Annotated in this window: 15 protein-coding genes; 5 read left to right on the top strand and 10 right to left on the bottom strand. The window is 43.8% G+C overall.

Annotation, left to right across the window (positions count from 1 at the left end):
- Window positions 1–35 precede the first annotated feature (35 nt).
- The 5 genes from uhpB to L4D74_RS14880 form a co-directional block, all read right to left on the bottom strand.
- Complete coding sequence (uhpB, locus tag L4D74_RS14900; protein ID WP_428752990.1) at window positions 36–1,595, bottom strand: signal transduction histidine-protein kinase/phosphatase UhpB; 1,560 nt, start codon at window positions 1,593–1,595, stop codon at window positions 36–38.
- A gap of 96 nt (window positions 1,596–1,691) precedes the next feature.
- Window positions 1,692–2,327: a response regulator gene (locus L4D74_RS14895; RefSeq protein WP_428752930.1), complete on the bottom strand. Its 636-nt coding sequence runs from the start codon at window positions 2,325–2,327 to the stop codon at window positions 1,692–1,694.
- Window positions 2,328–2,768: 441 nt separating this feature from the next.
- On the bottom strand, window positions 2,769–3,425 hold the full coding sequence (locus L4D74_RS14890; protein ID WP_428752928.1) for a Qnr family pentapeptide repeat protein: 657 nt from the start codon (window positions 3,423–3,425) through the stop codon (window positions 2,769–2,771).
- A gap of 192 nt (window positions 3,426–3,617) precedes the next feature.
- Window positions 3,618–4,178, bottom strand: coding sequence for an HdeD family acid-resistance protein (locus L4D74_RS14885; protein WP_428752926.1), 561 nt, complete (start codon window positions 4,176–4,178; stop codon window positions 3,618–3,620).
- A 266-nt stretch (window positions 4,179–4,444) separates the two neighbouring features.
- On the bottom strand, window positions 4,445–5,845 hold the full coding sequence (locus tag L4D74_RS14880; RefSeq protein ID WP_428752924.1) for an alpha-amylase family protein: 1,401 nt from the start codon (window positions 5,843–5,845) through the stop codon (window positions 4,445–4,447).
- 482 nt (window positions 5,846–6,327) lie between these two features.
- On the opposite strand from L4D74_RS14880, the gene L4D74_RS14875 reads away from it, so the two are divergent.
- A complete protein-coding gene (locus tag L4D74_RS14875; protein WP_428752922.1) occupies window positions 6,328–6,702 on the top strand; it encodes a hypothetical protein in 375 nt (124 codons plus the stop codon).
- Window positions 6,703–6,868: 166 nt separating this feature from the next.
- Here L4D74_RS14875 and phnE (L4D74_RS14870) read toward each other — a convergent pair whose 3' ends face one another.
- The 4 genes from phnE (L4D74_RS14870) to phnC all read right to left on the bottom strand — a co-directional run bounded on the left by phnE (L4D74_RS14870) (window position 6,869) and on the right by phnC (window position 10,568).
- Window positions 6,869–7,738, bottom strand: coding sequence for a phosphonate ABC transporter, permease protein PhnE (gene phnE / locus L4D74_RS14870; RefSeq protein ID WP_428752921.1), 870 nt, complete (start codon window positions 7,736–7,738; stop codon window positions 6,869–6,871).
- The gene (phnE, locus tag L4D74_RS14865; RefSeq protein WP_428752919.1) at window positions 7,735–8,610 is read right to left on the bottom strand and encodes a phosphonate ABC transporter, permease protein PhnE; all 876 of its coding nucleotides are present in this window, start codon (window positions 8,608–8,610) and stop codon (window positions 7,735–7,737) included. The genes phnE (L4D74_RS14870) and phnE (L4D74_RS14865) overlap by 4 nt, the downstream gene beginning before the upstream one ends.
- 130 nt (window positions 8,611–8,740) lie before the next feature.
- Window positions 8,741–9,664, bottom strand: coding sequence for a phosphonate ABC transporter substrate-binding protein (phnD, locus tag L4D74_RS14860; protein ID WP_428752918.1), 924 nt, complete (start codon window positions 9,662–9,664; stop codon window positions 8,741–8,743).
- A 64-nt stretch (window positions 9,665–9,728) separates the two neighbouring features.
- Entirely contained in the window at window positions 9,729–10,568 is an 840-nt protein-coding gene (gene phnC, locus L4D74_RS14855; RefSeq protein WP_428752917.1) for a phosphonate ABC transporter ATP-binding protein, read from the bottom strand.
- A gap of 226 nt (window positions 10,569–10,794) precedes the next feature.
- Between phnC and L4D74_RS14850 the strand changes: the two genes are divergently transcribed.
- Window positions 10,795–11,223 carry a MarR family winged helix-turn-helix transcriptional regulator gene (locus tag L4D74_RS14850; protein WP_428752915.1) on the top strand — a complete coding sequence of 143 codons (429 nt, stop codon included), beginning with the start codon at window positions 10,795–10,797 and terminating at the stop codon, window positions 11,221–11,223.
- Between the two features lie 85 nt (window positions 11,224–11,308).
- Complete coding sequence (locus L4D74_RS14845) at window positions 11,309–12,520, top strand: multidrug effflux MFS transporter (protein ID WP_489686468.1); 1,212 nt, start codon at window positions 11,309–11,311, stop codon at window positions 12,518–12,520.
- Between the two features lie 83 nt (window positions 12,521–12,603).
- Here L4D74_RS14845 and L4D74_RS14840 read toward each other — a convergent pair whose 3' ends face one another.
- Window positions 12,604–13,080, bottom strand: coding sequence for a peptide-methionine (S)-S-oxide reductase (locus tag L4D74_RS14840; RefSeq protein WP_428752913.1), 477 nt, complete (start codon window positions 13,078–13,080; stop codon window positions 12,604–12,606).
- 186 nt (window positions 13,081–13,266) lie between these two features.
- Here L4D74_RS14840 and L4D74_RS14835 point away from each other — a divergent pair, with 186 nt between their 5' ends.
- Together L4D74_RS14835 and L4D74_RS14830 are read left to right on the top strand one after the other, a co-directional pair.
- Window positions 13,267–14,439: a MerR family transcriptional regulator gene (locus tag L4D74_RS14835; RefSeq protein WP_428752912.1), complete on the top strand. Its 1,173-nt coding sequence runs from the start codon at window positions 13,267–13,269 to the stop codon at window positions 14,437–14,439.
- 1,135 nt (window positions 14,440–15,574) lie between these two features.
- A complete protein-coding gene (locus L4D74_RS14830; RefSeq protein WP_428752910.1) occupies window positions 15,575–18,304 on the top strand; it encodes a DUF1592 domain-containing protein in 2,730 nt (909 codons plus the stop codon).
- The last annotated feature ends 1 nt before the right edge of the window (window position 18,305 follow it).

The following is an 18,305-nucleotide window of genomic DNA, read 5'->3' as shown; positions in this document are numbered from 1 at the left end:
AATGAGACTAATTTATAAATGACTAGGAAAATTTCCTAGTTTGGCGAAGTACCGATGGGTTTTGTGGGCAAGTTAACAATTATACGGGTACCAGGTGTGGTAATACCTTCAGGCAGGTCAGAGACTTGAGCGCTGTCAACACTCATGTGACCGCCTAGCGCACTGACTCTCTCTTCAATACCGCGCAATCCTTGCCCTTTATGTTGCCAGTTAGATGGCAGTCCGCAGCCATTATCTCGTAGCTCAAGACTAAATAGATCTCCTGGCACCAATGAAAGTTTGACCTCCGTGGCGTTTGAATGCTTGCAGACATTATTAAGTAGCTCCTGCACAATGCGATACAGAGTGACCGAGGTGATATCATCAAGTCTTTCTGCAAAAATTCCAAAATTAAGGTGAAAGCGGATATGGCGTTCGGAAAATTTCATCTCTTCAGCCAACTGGCGAATCGCATTTTCCAGCCCTAACTCATCAAGAGCGTGAGGACGAAGTTGAGTAAGAAGTTGGCGAGTAGAAGCGTGGATTCGCATCGCGAGTTGATTGATGGTATCAGCAATTTTATCGCTTCGAGCATCACTCGCCAGCCTTTTAGCGAGCATCGATTGGATCTGTATGGCAGTAATGTTTTGGCCAATTTCATCGTGTAACTCACGAGCAACAGATTTACGAATATTTTCCTCAACATGGACTAACTGACGAGCGAGTTGCTGCTTGCTTTCAAGCTCAGCCGCCAGTTTATGGTTGGCTTGCTTTAAGCGCTGAGCGAGCAAATATTGCCGACTAATCGCAATACCAAGCCCGAGCCCGACCAACGCCTGGGTCGCAATAAAAGTTTGCAGCTCCAAATCACTATCAAAAGAACCTGTGACTTGCCGTGCAGTGGCAAGCAAGATACTGTTCATCATGCTTGCCAGCACGCCACCCTGCCAGCCATAGCGGTAAGCCATAAAAATGTTGGGTAGCAAAAAAATCAGTAAAGCAAGCGGCTGAATCTGATCTAGCAGCGTTAATTCAGCAATAAGCCCGACAGAAAAAAACAACAAGCACCACAGCAAGGCAGAAGAACGAAGTGTTACTTCTTGGTGAATTAACGTTGGCGAAAGTGGTTGCCAGATCTGCTTGTGCAAATAGTCATAAAGAAGGTACAAAAATGGCGCAAGCAATACCCCTCCAGTAATGGTTGAAATGGTCGCTTCAAATACATAGTGAAGGTCTAAACCAAGCGGCTTAATGAGCAATAAAGTCGCCAGCCCACACGCAAACCCATAACTGAGTGTTAGTGCCGTGAGCGCGAGCAGTTTTTGCCAATAGGTATCCAGAGGTTGCCAGATCTTGTTAAAAGGAATCGCCATCCAATAGGCAAATAGAGAGAAAAGTATCAACAGATACTCATGCTGGGGTTGGTCTATTAAATAGAGTAGCGCCCCAATCAGAGTCAGCTCGCTGATGATATAGAGTGGCCATTGTTGGCGTGGGGCAAGAGCATAGACCGCAAGTTTAAGACCGCTCGGCAGCAACAAACCCGCTAACAGAAGATCGGAAGTCAAGTAGCGGCTGATGTTCCACAAGCAAAACCAACTGATGCTATAAAGCATGGCCGCAAACGCATAAGTAAAGCCATGCGTAAGCAGTATTTTAGGGAGATGCCGCTTTGGATTTAGGCTACTATCTGGGATATTCACATCTTCCCTTTACGCAGGCTCGTCACTGAGTAATTTATGTTGAATAGCAAAACGGATCAGATCAACATTATTTGAAAGACCCAGCTTACTCAAAATATTAGCGCGATGAACATGAATAGTTTTGTGGCTAATTGAGAGTTTTACGCCAATATGTTTTACATCCTCGCCTTGGATTAAGTGATCGAACACTTCTCGCTCACGCTTAGTTAGTTCATCTAATACAGAAGGGCCTGCCGAGGCATTACTCAAGTTAACCAACGCATCCGCGCATAAATAGCGGTCTCCTTGTGCCACTTTTCTAATTGCAGTGACCAACTCTCCAGGACCGCAACGTTTAGACAAATATCCATAAGCACCCGCATCAATGGCTTTACTAACAAAAGAAGCCGAATCGTAGATACTCAGAATAATGGCGCGAAAATGAGGTTGTTCTTTACGTAATTTTTCAAGGAGCACCAAACCACTTTCGTCGGTCATAGATATATCGATGACCGCCACGTCGATATCGGTACTTGCGAGCACACGAAACGCGTCGCGAGCATTGCTATATTCACTATGTACTTGAATATCGGGTTCCATCGCCAGCAATTGGGCAAAACCAGAGCGAACCATGATGTGGTCGTCGACCAGAGCTACTGAAATCATAATGATGTCCTATGCGATTATAATGATACTCGCAAATCTGTCAGTTAGATTCAAAATTAAGGCGAGGGGATGTGATTGTTATCGCGAAAAGACGTACGTCAGGCGCTTGCGTGTTATTTTAGCGAACTAAAATTCTGAGTTAGGTTTCCCTTACTGTCATCGAATTAAATTTACTTCTCATTTAATTACTTACCAGGAATAAATTGATGAGAAAGGGAAGTGGGACACCGTTAATAGCGATACATTGAGTTCATATATTGTATTTTGATTTAATTGTATTTTAATCCCCCTTTAGTGATTAAAAATTGGGGGCTCGCTTATTACTTATATTCAGACATTACTTTCGAGCCATATTCTCTCTTCAGCTCTAATGCAGGAATCCTCCCAAGCATTGAAGAGCCTTTAATGCCCAGCAACATTAAAGACTCTTCACCGTTTGTATTAATCTGGCATCACCACCAGCCCAAGTGGTTCTAGCAATTGCTCTTGCTGCCATGAACAAATTTTCACACCCGTTAGATCAACACGTCGTGGGTCGAGCCCTTCTAGATCAACATGGCATAAGTTAGCGTTTTGAAAGCGAAACTGACGCCAAACATCTGGGGAAAATACACCTCGGCTCAAGTCTGATCCTGTAAATGACGCACCTTGAAGATTAGCGCCCACCCAACGGTTTTCGAACAAATCGCACTTCTCAATAACCGCACGCTCGAAGTTGGTGTAAGACAAGTTGCAGTCGGTGATATACGCAGAACAAAAGTACATTTTGTAACTAACTTGGTTAGCAAATCTGGCTCGTGAAAAGTTCGCGCCTTTTAGGTCACACTCACGCAGCTCAATCCCAAAACACTCAGCACCTTCAAAGTTACACATCGCCATCTGACACTGCTTAAAACTCGCGTCTTTCAAGTTTGCGTAATCAAAGTGGCATCCTGCTAAATCCGTTGTTTCAACAAACTTACAATGAATAAAAGCGCTATCACGTAGATCGGCTCTAGAAAAATCACAATGGGTAAACTGACAATGGTCAAACTGATGATCAGATAAATCTTGGTTAGAAAAATCGTGGTGTTCAAAATGTTTATTTTTAAAAATCATGTTAGTGCTCCTACCTTCAGAGGAAGACTAACATCCAGCGATCTAAACACCTAGAAATAGAAGCTCATTAAAAACAGTAAGTTACAAAGCGCTTAAATCGCCAATTTAAGGCACCAAATAAGCAATTTAAACAGGGGGTTTTCCTTTATTGGCATGAGCGAGTTTGGAAAATAATTCCTCTTCACTATGACGCTAAGAGAGGCTCTTTAGTTTCATGCCTAGAAACATAAAGCTGATGCCTTCAATTAACAGCGAAATCCCAATAAACGTACCCAGTAATGCCGTAGAGAATGCTGGGTCATCGAGTAACAAAAAGAAGTACCCACCAATCACTACCGAGACTAAACCACTGGCAATAATAATACCCCGACTGGGTAAACCTTGATTGCCAAGACCAAAAAACACTCGAGTCAGTCCATTTAATATCATGACTACCACCATCAACATGGTAATGGTGACCAACCCTGCTAGTGGTTTAAATAAAATAAACAGACCACCAATAATGTACAACGCAGCACTGAATACATACCACAACTTATCCTTCCACGAATGGATTGACAATGTGTGATAGGCCTGCACTAAACCACTAAAAAGTAATACGGCACCAATAAGTGTTGAAATCGTCACGCCGGCAAGTATTGGCAAGCTAATCGCCCCTATGCCAGCCAATGAAATAACGACCCCAACGATGACAAAGTACTTCCAACCTTTAGACAAAAAAGTAGAGTTTGGTGATGGGTTTGAATTTTCCATTGAAAGCCTCTTAAACAATGTGCTGACTGCACAATGAGTCTAGTTCAAGAAAGTTACATTCGCTCCCTAGAGGTTGCTTTGGTTCAAGGCATTAGTTCAAGGTATTCATTCAACCATGATGGCAGCCATCCGCCACCCTTAAGCGAAATAATAAAGCGCTCTGTATTCTCATACTTAAGAGCGCTTTAGTCGTATCGTATTCAATGAACAAGCAATGACTTAACCATCATTAACGATTTATCATTAGCTGTTCACCACGATTTACCTCATAACTTAAACATTCTGGCGCTGCGCGCTGGCAGTGAAAACGCATGGTAACGAGTCGTGACGGTCTCTTTAGCATCACTCAATACATCGTGGTATTCCACATACCAGTTAAACTCATGTTGATACGTATCCACAGTAACAGTTCGAGCTTCACCGCACTTGTTAATGCCCACTACCCCTTCCTTACCTCGCTTAAAGAGCAGACTACATTGATCGCTATGCAACACCGTCATTGGCTTTCCTTGCATGGCATTATGGAAACTCAACATACTCTTCATCAATGCACTGTCCCATACCTGCCCCCAACGACCGTTGTCCTTATCTTCGGAGTCGGGTAAATCGTCACTATAAACAAGCGGTGTTCCCCCATCCTTACCCAGAATATAGGCGTAGGCGAGTTGTTCGTCTTGCGGATCCATTATCTGATAACGAAAGCCGTCATTGGTGGGAATATCATGGGTGATGGTAAAGGTAATCGCTCGAGAATCATCAAGCGCTTGACCATAGGCTTTTGGGTCATGTAGCTGATTTAAGCCACCATTCATAGAAAATGCCGAGCGCATTGTGGCAAATAAAGGAAAATCATAAGCTGCATGATTAGTGTTATTAAGATAAGGAGCAAGAAAAGCTTCATAGCCTCCATCACCCTTACCACCACTCGTGATCACCTCACCAAATACGTGCATGCCTGCGGTAATATCAGCAGTAAATATCTGATCTATTTGATATTGGCTCATGTGTTTAACGGCATCAATGCGAAAACCTTTCACGCCCATACTCTTTAACGCATTAAGGTATAAACGTTGCTGAGAAACCACCCAATCGTTAGGGTCGAGATCAGGCAATCCCACATCTCCATCACCGCCACATAAGCGCCAATATTGAACATGACCGGGGTTATTCCAATCACTTATACAGCCCGCGGGGTGAAAGTCATTTTCAGAAAATAAGCCGTGTTCAAGATTACCGTAAAGGGTCTGACTAGCGTAGTAATCCGAACGATTAGCGTAGTCGCTTAGTACCTCAACTCCTGGGTAATTTAAGTCACTACGCTTCCAGCTTTCATTGGCCATGTGATTAAGTACTACATCCGCATACACATCGACACCCACAGCTTTCAAGGCATCAATCATGCGTTGCAAATCTTGTTTGTTGCCTAAGGGAGAATCGATAGTACGAAGATCTTGTGGCTGATAACGCGCCCACCACTCACTACCACTCGATTTCATCGCCGGCGATATCAGTACTTTTTTATACCCTGCTTGCGCAATTTCAGTCGCATTGGTTTTGACATCAGCATACTTCCAATTAAAAGCATGCAAAATAGTGTCAGCATGGCTGACGGCACTGTATCCGCTAAAGGCGAACGCCAAAATGATAAAAGCCTCTGTCCGTTTCATAATATATCTCTCTTATTATTTATTCACCAAGATGATATAAAACCAAGCGCCTCGACAAACTAAAACCTAATCAGATTTTAATTCAAGTCGCCTTCTGTAGAGGTCATATTCACGAATCTGTGCGCTATTTATCCTTAGGAGAGACGGCATACTTAAAATGAAAGTCCATGGTATCAATCAGAGTGATCCAAACAATTCAGCAAATGTGCACCACGCCTCGTGCTTACAATTCCATCACCCATTGCTTGGGGTATCACCTTTTAAGGTGTTAATAGACGCAAACAATTGTAATTCACCTGATATCCATTGCATTCCCTCACAATCTCCCTAAAGTAGATGCTGAAATAACAACTACAGCGTAAACTTGGGCAGAACAACCAGATGAAAAGCAGCCAAGAGCGACGCATCTACAACCACCAGAAATAGACCGTTACCACACTGGGCGCTGGTGGTTAGTCCCAGTTAGAAAAGGAGAATCAAGAATGACTCATGAAACAAAGACAATGGAAGTACCTGTCGCGATTGCCGATAGGGTTCAAGCTTTGATTGACGCCTTTGAAGCTAAAGAGAAGTTTAATGCCGAGCGTCAAATCGTGGTGAACAACTTTCTGTCGATGGACAACCTGAGTTGTGAAATGGCCGTTTATAGCCTGGCTCAAGATGAATTACTCGATACGCTTCGTTATGTGTATGAACTCTCCGGCACCAACAGCCGATTTGTCAAAAATATCCTGACCCAGTCCAGAGAGAACCCAAAGAAAATGCTCTCCGACTCTCAACGTTCTTCCGCTAAGAGCCTACTATTCAATCTTCTTAATGACCCTTCGGTTATCTCTGCGATGAAAGAAACGCAATAACGCGCCATTTTTCAGCACCAATAAGCCGCTGGGAAAACGAAAAAAGGCTGAAACAAGACTCTCTCTGTTTCAGCCCTCTCGGATTCATTATACGTACACTTTACCGATATCGGCTGAGCCAATGCACGACGACAGTCGCAGCATTTTCTTATGAGTGTTTACCGTATCAAGACTTGCTATCAAACAACGGTACATTCTCACCAATAATGTACTTTTGACGCAGCACACTCGATACCTTGTCCATCGCCATCACAATAACGACCAATATCAAGGTAATAAAGGTCACAACATCCCAGTTCCACAAGCGCATATTTTCCGCGTAGACCAATCCAATTCCTCCCGCTCCAACAAAGCCAAGTACCGCTGCTGAACGCGTATTAGACTCTAATTGATACAAGGTAAGTGCTAAAAAAGTCGGGAATGATTGAGTAAAAATAGCAAACCGATGCTTTTGAATATGATTCGCTCCTAATGAAGTTAAACCTCGGGTCGGTTTTCTATCCACAGCTTCATGACTTTCTGCAAATAATTTTCCAAACAGCCCTAAATCTTGAATAAATACCGCCATCACACCCGCTAATGGCCCTAACCCTACGGCGCGCACAAAAATCATGCCCCAAATCGCCATATCAATACCACGCAGTACATCAAAAATACGCCTAATGAGGATAGCAATGATAGCAAATGGCCCCGTCATCACATTACGGGCAGCAAAGAACGAAAGAGGTAGCGCGACGACCGATGCCGTTAACGTGCCACCGAGTACAATGGCTAATGTGATGCCAATCTGAGAAAAGTAATACGCAAATGGCCAGTTCCAAAAGTCACGCCAAATGAACATGTGCAAAAAGTAACTACTGATTTTGCTATTACCCATTTCCCATTGCTGCTGTGTCACACCATAAAAAGCGAAAAATGTTAGGTAGTACGCGCATACAACCAATGCTGATAGGATAACCACGCGTAAATAGCGGCCCTGGCTGCCAAAGATCTCGCCATTCTCTTGTTTTATCTGTTGCAACGTTTGTGCGTTCATTTTGACTCTCCGCTAATGACTCGTTTACGCAAAAAACCGGACAACATATCAATCAGTGCGACAACAATAATGATCAGCAATAGTGTCATGCTGACTTGATCATGACGTCCCAAGCTAATATTGGTCATCAACTCTTGTCCAATCCCTCCGGCCCCGACTAATCCCAGAATCGTTGACGAACGAAAATTAATCTCAAATCTCAAAAATACATAGGAAAGCACAATCGGTTTGACCTGAGGCCAAAACGCAAACCGTAAACGCTGTAACGGGCTTGCACCAGCGGCGGTTAAACCCCGAATGGGTTTATCTGATACCGTTTCAATAGACTCATAAAACAACTTAGTCAGGCTGCCGATGGTGTGCAGTGCCAACGCCACGAAGCCTGGGAATGTGCCCACGCCATACGCCATGACAAACATCACCGCCCATGCCAGCTCCGGCATCGTACGCAAGAAGGCCACAAAGGCTCGTACCGCCATACGAACCGATGGAGGGGCATACCCATTACCAGCCGCAAGAAACGCTAACATAAGCGCAATAACGGAAGACACTAAGGTAGCGGCCATCGCAACATTAATGGTTTCCCATAACAGCGGTAGCTGAATTGGTAGCCTATAACCCCAGTAAATGAGGGAGCCCGGCACTGCGTGCCCCGCTTCATCTCGGCTCGCAAACAAGACGTCCCACGAAAGATTAGGAACGGTATCCAATATATAGTCGAAGAAAGCCGGTGCGTTATTGATAATTTGACCAAGACTGAACTCAGCATAGTGCCCAGAAATCAAATACAACACCATAAACATGGCAGACCACATGAATGCGTCCATTTTCTGCTTACGTCGAATCTGTTGGTAATAGTGTTCAAACAACATGATGAAAACCAAAATGAGATAGCGGGGTCAAAAACCAAGTAGGCATATCTCCCGCTATAGGTGGGAAAAGTAATTATCGCGAAGCAAACGTTTTATTTTTAAGTAAACGTATCATCTTTGAGTAGACCGACTATCTCTGCGCAAACTTCGTCGCCTTCACCAAATCAATGATCGACTGATATTCGGCAACGCTAGTATCAGCAAGATGTAGCTGTCCACCAGCAGCCTTGCTAAAGCATTCATTGTCTTCTTTAGCGAGTTTCTTCACTGCCGCGACTAAGTCTTCTTTAAATTGAGGGTCAAGTTGATTGCTCACAATCGTCGGACCATTCGCAATCAATGGCGATTCCCAGATAATGCGGATCTTGTCCATTAATTTAGGGTCATGGGTCATATAGCGAAGCAAAGCTCCAGCTGTATAGCCTTGCTTGGCATCTCCTAGCATGGATGACCATGTCACCGCAGCATCAAACTGCCCGTTAAGCACACCGACGATGTCTTGCTCATGACCACCAGAAAAGCTCACGGACGTAAAGTAGTCATTGAAGCTATTATCCATATTGCCTCCCAAACGAGTCTCTAACTGATTGTTAGGAATAAGAAAGCCGGATGTTGAGTTAGGATCGGCAAATGAAAAAGCCGTGCCTTTTAAGTCATCAATAGACTGATAAGGACTGTCCTTTTTAACCAAAATGACCGAGTGGTAGCCACGAGAATCGTCACTGTTATCAACGGTAATGCCCACAAGATCTACAGCATTTGGGTCATTTAAATAGATTTCAGCGTATGACTTTGGTGACATGTTAATCACTAAATCAATCTTCTTACCCAATAACCCCTGAATAACCGCGTTATAATCGGTTGAATTTCGTATGTTGGTTTTTACGCCCAGCTCTTTATGAAAGAACGTTGCGACACACTGATTATCACCAATCTGATCCGCCGCATTTTGACCACCTAAAATACCGAGATTAATTTCACTGGGTGCCGCCGCTTGCGCACTAAAAGAAAGGGCAGCCGCAATGGCACAACCTACTGAAAAAAGCTTATTCATTTTGTCTTCCTTGTTCATTATGATCGCTGGTGACCGAGGTGCCAGTCAGCAAATTTGTTTATGATCAGCCAACCTGATCCAGTTCATCACCGTACAGGCGATGTAAAACATCATCATTTAATCCTGACGGGTGTCCGTCGTATATCACTCGCCCTTTTGCCAGACCAATAACGCGTGTGCAGTATTGTTGAACCAGTTCAATAGAATGAAGATTCACCATCACTGCGATGCCGTCAGTACTGACTTTTTGCAGCGCTTCCATAATTCGGACGGTGTTTTTAGGATCAAGAGAGGCGACTGGCTCGTCAGCCAGCAATATTTTGGGGTTTTGCATCATGGCTCGGCAAATGGCGACCCGTTGCTGCTGGCCTCCCGACAGATTCTCTGCTCGTTGAAGTGCATAAGGCAGCATGTTTAGCCACTTCAGCAAATGAATGGCTTCTGCTCTATCTTCGTCACTAAATACTTTAAATAACGACTTAAATGTTGAAGTGTGGCTGAGGCGTCCAAGCAGTACATTCGAAATAACATCGAGACGAGGAACAAGACAAAAGTCTTGGAAAATCATGCCACAGTGCGTACGCCAATCGCGGAGTTCTTTACGCGTCATCGACAAGACATTATCGGTAGATAGATCTTTGTGAACATTAAGAATTTCACCACTGGTCGCCGTAATTGTGCCATTAAGTGTGTGTAATAACGTTGACTTACCCGCACCAGAGCGGCCAACAATCGCGACAAACTCTCCCGCATGCAGCGTAAGATCAATTCCATCTAGCACCACTTTGTCGTCTTGATACGATTTAGTAAGTGCGCGAGTCTCTAGCACCTTACGCCCTAATAGGGGTGTGACTACATTACTCGTTTCACTGACAACGGTCAGCTCCGGCGCAATCATCGCCATAACGTTTCTCCGAATCACCTTTCATTTATTTGACAGCTATTTCAACGCAAATAGTTGACGGTTTTTCGATGTTTTTATGACTATGGTATGAACGTTATCAATAGACGACTTTGATATTTTTGCAGTTCGATACCGAACATAAGCGACCTCCCCAGTTAAGTAGTTGACTAAATCAACTAAAAAGCCGACAATCGTTGACTAAGTCAACCAAATATCTCAGCAATCAATGACAACATACCGAGAAATCAGTCATACCCTGCGTGAAATTCGCATGAAGACTCGTGGGAAAATGGTGGCGGAAGTCACTCGCCAGAAAGTTGAATTCTCTCCGCTTGAACATAAAGCGATGAGTGATATTCGAAACTTCCAAGGGGCGTCACAGCAAATGCTGGTGGAATCAATGAACCGCGACAAAGCCCAAATTGCTCGTATCGTCGCGCGATTACATAAACAAGATTTGATCATCAAACACGCAAGCATTACCGATAAACGTTCAGTAGAACTCATGCTCAGTGACAAAGGGTTAAAACTGCTTGAGCGACTAGACGAAGTGGAAATGGGCATGATCAACGATATGCTCACCGGTTTTTCGGATGACGAATCCGAGACCTTACGCGCCCTTCTTAAACGCGTAAACGACAACCTTACTTATTAGTTAGGTTCCATAGTGCCCATCAATTAATACGCCATTCAAACGTCTCAACAGCAAAGCATTCACGGACACATTCAGGAGTTACCATTTGAAAAAACCTCAACCGATACTAGGTCAAAAAGGCATGCTCTTTTTTCTGGTTATTATTAGTGCCTTTCCAGCGCTCACCATCGATTTATATTTACCTGCATTACCACAAATGGTTGAGGTATTTGATACCCAGCAAGCCATGGTCAACTTAACCTTGAGCAGCTATTTTATTACCTACGCTATCGGCCTGCTATTTTGGGGGCCGCTCAGTGAAAAGTTTGGACGCAAACCGATATTACTAACGGGTATTGGGGGCTATATGCTTGCGAGTATCTATTGCGCCTTAGCGGGTAGTATTGAGCAGCTCATTACTGCACGCGTTCTGCAAGCCTTTGCTGGCAGTGCAATTACCGTGGTGGCAACCGCCATTGTTAAAGACCTTTATGATGGTAGGGAACGAGAAAAGATAATGGCCACCATTATGTCACTGGTGATCATCGCGCCAATGATTGCACCAGTGCTTGGGGCCTTTTTACTACAGATCGCGTCGTGGCGAATGATGTTTGTCACACTCGCGGTGTTTGGGGGGTTCGCCTCTATACTTGCGTTTTGCTACAGAGAAACGCTCGAAAACAAATACGATGGTTCAATGCTTCGCTCATGGAGCCGACTCGGTGTTGTCATGAGAAACCCACGATTTGTTGCATTGCTCGCCATTTTCTCCGTGACTCCGATGGCACTCATGGCCTTCCTTGCGAGTGGATCTTATATCTATATCAATGGGTTTGGTCTAACGGAACAAGAGTTTAGCTACGCCTTTGCTTTTAATGCCTTATGCGCTTCTTTTGGTCCAACAATCTATATGAAGCTGTCACGCCACATATCGGTACAAAACGTCATTTCGTTATGCTTTGCACTACTCGCGATTGCTGGCACTCTCACTCTCACCATTGGCGACAATTCTCCTTGGCTTTTTGCTTGTATCGCGGCGCCAGCCACAGTGATGGTTATTGCTATGCGAGTACCGGGAACAAACTTAATGTTAGACCAACAAGACCATGACACCGGTTCTGCCGTCGCTTTAATTCAGTTTTTCGCCATGATTTGCGGCTCTATTGGCATGGTTTTGGTGTCCCTTCATCCTGAATCCCTTATCAATAACTTAGGCGCAATTCAGCTGTTTGTCGGTATAGCAGGAGGGCTCTTGTGGCTATTAGTGCGCCATCGTTCATTTGTGGTCGGCAGCTTGAGTAAATACAATAAGCCATAAGTAATACTCCGGCGGCTTGTCCGCCGGTGTTCTTTTTTAAGCTTAGTATTCTTCTTTACGTTCACAGAGAAGAAAAGTCGTCGCTAACGCTTTTTGTATTTATGCAGAATGTTTTGCGGAATATGGCAGTAATCATTAGGATGTAGTGTAAGTCTATCTTGATGCTCATCATCACTTTTCACATAATTTGATAACGGCAGCACTTCTATCGCTATCCTATCCACATCTTCTCGTGCTTGTAGATAACGCTTCACCTTAACTAAATGCTCTGAGTGAAGGCTATATACCCCTGTTCGATACTTTTCGCCAACATCATCACCTTGTTTATTCACGCTGTATGGATCGATGATTTCAAAAAAGAAGTCCATTAACTCTTCTACCGACACCTGTTTCGGATCAAACTGTGTCCGAACACACTCGGCATAACCGTCATAGTTGGCTAAAGTCGACTCAGAAGAGCCATTCGCTCGCCCTGCCTGCGTTAACATTACGCCCGGTAAATGGCGCATAAATTCCTGCACGCCCCATAGACAACCACCAGCAAAGTAAATCTCTTCCACCTGTAACTCCCATCATTCACCTCTATCACTCGCGACGAACTGTAGCAAAAATAGTCGAAAAGCATAACTAAAAAGGACAATGCCTCGCCTAGACAATGTCACATAACAACGCTAATTTAATCTTGACCTGTCTATAACTTCATAGTTTACAGTCCATCTTATACATCGATGATGTGGAGTACTAACGTGTATCGAATCTCAGAGTTAGCGAACAAAGTCGGGCTATCCCGCAGCGCCCTGCTCTATTACGAAAAGCAACGCCTTATCCAAGGACGCCGACTCGATAATGGATATAGGGTTTATAACGACAATGATGTTCAACGAATTCGCTTAATTCAGCGTTTACAAGCTGGTGGGCTAACACTTAAAGAGTGTCAGTCCTGCTTGCAAGCAAAGGTTGATCGGCATTTGCTACTAGAGCGGCTAAAAGCACTAGATGAAGAGATTGCGCAAAAGCAACAATCTCGTCAGCTGCTGGCGGCAATGTTGGGTGAAGGGGATACCCGAAGCTGGCATGAGCAAACCGACAAACTTGCCCCCGATGCACATTTAGATTGGTTAAAGAAGCAAGGCTTTAACGAGAAAGAAGCCCTGCGATTAAAATGGTTATCAAAAAACATGAACGAACATGAACAGTACATGGCAGACTTTATGACTGTCTTTGAAACACTCGAGCGATGGGGTCCTGGTAGTGAAAGCGAAACCTTACGCGCCCTGAAAGCGCTTCCAAGCACTCCCAAGAAAATTCTTGAAATCGGCTGTGGGAAAGGGCTCGCGACGACAATACTCGCAACCAATAATGACGCGGCAATTACCGCGGTAGATAATGAGCCAAGCGCTCTAGAACAACTTACACAGCGACTAGAAACCGCAGCGCTATCATCACAAGTTACCCCGATTTGCGCCAGCATGACGGAGCTTCCGTTTGAGAATTCAAGCTTTGACCTAATCTGGGCAGAAGGCAGCGCCTATATCATGGGTGTCACCAACGCGTTATCGCAATGGAAGCCGTTATTAGAGCGCGATGGTCTGCTTATGGTTAGTGACATGGTGTGGTTAACCGATTCGCCAAGCCAAGAAGCACAATCATTTTTCCAAAGTGAATACCCCGACATGCAAACTGTCGAGACTCGCCTTGAGCAAATGACGGCTGCGGGATACGAAGTGGTAAGCCACTTCACACTCAGCCTTGAGGCATGGCAGAATTACTATGAACCACTGAAGCGTCGTATTGAAGCGCTTGCTCCAAGTATGGGTGAGTCAAGCGCGTTGAAAGACATTGCTAGAGAAGTTGACGTGTTTAGCCATGCGATAGGTGAGTATGGCTATCAGATGTTTACGCTGAAGAAAAAAACATAGAGAAAGAAAAGCCAGAGTAAAAGCTCTGGCCTTTCAATGAGTGGCGACAATCACTAGGGGCAATATCGGTAATTCACTAACTATTGTCGTCACCATCGATTTTGATGCCAGTACAACGCACTTATTACTCACTGTACACTAGGAATCCCTATCAATACGCTTGCCTAAAATTACTTATCGAACTTATTCTGCATTGAGCACACATATTTATATAACGTAAGGTTCGAGTTTCTAACAATAGATTCAAAGATAACGAGACACCATATATAATAGTAAATAGCACATTAAGTTAGACAAATACATTCACCTCTATTCAACAACCTGTTGCATTAACATTGTGTTACATATTTAGCAGCCAAACGAACTCTACATCAAAATTAAACAATAACGAAAAGTGAGTAAATTATACACTCACGACTAACAACTCACTAACCATTGGCAGCATGACCTCTACTTTCTCTTGTACAGCTTCAAATCACAACCAATACCACTATTTATAGAATACTTAAAATAACGTCTAGCAACATATCAATGAAAATCATTACCAATAATCCGCTACGTTTATGAATACGTTTAAGAGCCAACTTAAGGGTCCCCTATTTCGAGGCGGCCTGTTCACACCAACAACCACCATCACATTAACTATATGTTTTTATTGAAGTTTAGCCAAATACGAAAGATTGCATATAGCAACAATAACATCATTAACGTATCAGTCTGGTATAGAAATAAGCCTCTCACATATTTTTAGACAACTCACACGTATGGTCGCTAACCGTGTGTAAATATTCATAGACAAACAAAATACAAACTTTATGGAAACATTATACTTATATTCACAAACATTAGCTTACATGCACATTATGCCGTAATCACTATTATTGACATTAATACAATTAGATTAAACCTTTGGGCTTCGTTCCATTTTTCACGCACAGAAAGAATAAAACCTCAATTAAACTAGCATATTTTAATTTTCAGTCTATAAAGTCACTTGTATAAAGACCACACAAACATTAATGCCATTAATATCAATAACGGCATCGTAAAATACCATTATTTCTAATGGTATTCGTGTTAAATACGCCTGAGGGATAGCTGGTCTATTTCACCTAAAATAGGATACCTAAATGTTATGAAGCAGAACGTAATAAGTGCTTTAGTCACTACAGCATTACTTTCCTTTTCTAGTAATGTACTCGCTATAGAAGATTGGCAACCCCAAAACTATAGTGGTGGCGCAGAAGTTTGCTACCAATCCAATCATTTCCAAGCGAAATGGTGGGCAAATAGTAGCGATGTACCTGACGTGAACGGCCCTACAGAGGACACACAACCAAACTGGGGAGTAGCACCTTGGCTTCCCTTGCTGGACTCAGAACAATGCAGTGCGGTAGAGCCTCCCCCAAGTAACACCCCTCCAGTCGCAGACGCAGGCAGTGACGTTTCCGTTCAATCTCCAGCCCCACAAGTCGAACTGAATGCGAGTAAGTCTTTCGATCCAGACGGCAACCCATTATCTTACTACTGGACACAGGAACGTGGTCCCGATGTCGCTATCAACAATCACGATCAAGCTATCGCCTACTTTTCTATTCCTCCTCTATCACAAGATACGGAATACCTCTTTCAAGTCATGGTCAGTGATGGCGAAGACGAAACTTCAGCTCAAGTGAAGATAACCGGTAAAGCTGAAAGCTCATCGTCTTCATTGACGATTAAAACGCCAGCTAAACCGAGCAATGCTCCTGATAAAGCTTCGCTCTTTTTAACGTCTGATACAGGAACGGTCGAAATTATCTCAGTTGATTGGAGCAAGACAACCAATGCAACGATACCAAACGCCAATTACAACACCGTGCTGCCTTTCACTCAGTCCGCTATCCCTGATCCAATGTCTGCGACATTTGCCATTTCAGAAACAGACCCAGCTTCACTAAGTTGGCGCTATAACGAGCACAGCTCTGATGAATCTTACTTCAAACAAATGGACTCTCAGAGTTGCTCGGCTTGTCATAATGGTGGGTATAAATCAAAGCTAAATGATGGTCCTAGTGAAGGGTTGTTAGCTGAATACGCGACCAATCCAAACATTATCAGTCAGAAGCTGAACAAAATGGCGATTCGATTTGGTGTCACTTGCGACGTACAGTGTCAGAAAACGATGTCTCGTTACTTAGAGGACGAACTGTGGTCTGAAGCATTAGGAAATATCGCACCACGTGACGATGTTTATGGCAAGCGACATATTCGTATGTTAACGCGTAAAGAGTACATTAACTCCATACAAGATCTGTTAGGGGTTCACGTTCCCCCAAATGTATTGCCATTAGATGAACGTTCCGTGTCTTCTCTCTATGACAACCCTCCATCCCTCGGTTACCTAACAAGTGACAAGCTCAATGCGTACCTGAATTCCGCACTCTTTGTGCAGGACAATCTCGATATTGCCACCGCGAGCGGGTGTGACATCAATACCGGCTCCGTTGAACCTTGGAACAGCGAAATCAACTATCCAACTTCAGGGACTCGAGTCTCTCATAAAGGTGATATTTATGAATCTATGTACTGGGTCGGCCCTAATATTGAACCGATTAAGAAGGAGTATCGACCCGGTGACCATTGGAAATACATTGGCCCACACGGCGAAGGTGACTCAGATTGCCTACCTAAATGGCTAACAAATACCGCAGAAAAATTGTTCCATCGACCACTCACTGATAGTGAGCTCAAAACGTATATCAGCGAAGATGTGTCTACAACAAAACAAAACCTAAGTGCAATGTTGGTGTCACCACACTTTCTTTATCGTCGAGAGGTGGGCACCTCTAATGCTAACCACCGCTACAGCTTAAACAGTTATGAACTGGCTACGATTCTTTCCTATACCTTATGGGGAAGCGTGCCCGATGATGTGCTATGGGCTCTTGCTAAGAACAACGAGTTACTTAAGTCTAACGTTCTCAAAAACGAAATTACTCGCATGCTAAACCATGACAATGCGAAAAGGCAGTTCGCTAACTTTATGATGCAAACGCTCGAATTTAGTGATGACCGAGTCATTGTCGATCGAGAAGGCCTTAGTAAAGAAATCGGTACCGCCATGCTAGAGGAGTTTAGGCGCTACATTGAGCATGCTGTATTTGACGATAATCAAGGGCGCTTTGAAGATTTAATGTCTTCCACAACAACCTTTGTCGACCATTCCCTTGCGCAGCACTATGGCCTATCTGGTTCATTTGGCGCTGATTTCAAGGCCGTCCCTATCCCACCAACGCGCGGTAAAGGTTTACTAAGCTTAGGAGCAATTGCCGTGGCATATAGTACCAGTGATAAAACTCGAGTGATTCCTCGTGGCCGCATGGTGCAACACTCTTTACTTGGCTGGAATCAATCTGTCCCCTCAGGGGCCGCACCCGATGATGTAATCGGTGAGGTGTCAACGCGTGACTTCTGGACTCAAGCTACAGGGCCAAGTCAAAGCTGTTGGGGCTGTCATGTAAAAATGAACGATATCGGCTTTGCTTATGACGTACTAGACAAAAATGGTCGTTATCGTACCTACGAAGACTATATCTCTTTATCCGGCGAAGAATATCCAAATGTGTTGTTAGAGACATCGGGGACACTTAGCGGTATTGATAACCAAGATGTCGCAATTAGTGGACTTGGTGATATGGCGACAGCGCTGAGCATCAGTACTGATGCTAAAAAAACCTTTGTGAAAAATTACATGACTTACACATTAGGCTCTAATTCACCTGAATATAGTACTTTATACAACAAGCTTGCATCTTTTGAACAGTTTAAACAGCTAATTATCAATATCTTAAGTTCCGATACAGTGCTAGAGCGCGAGGAGTAAC

Source organism: Vibrio cionasavignyae, assembly GCF_050337155.1.
Taxonomy (GTDB): domain Bacteria; phylum Pseudomonadota; class Gammaproteobacteria; order Enterobacterales; family Vibrionaceae; genus Vibrio; species Vibrio nomapromontoriensis.
The sequence above is the reverse complement of the archived record's forward strand: the minus strand, read 5'-3'. Positions and strand labels throughout refer to the sequence as shown.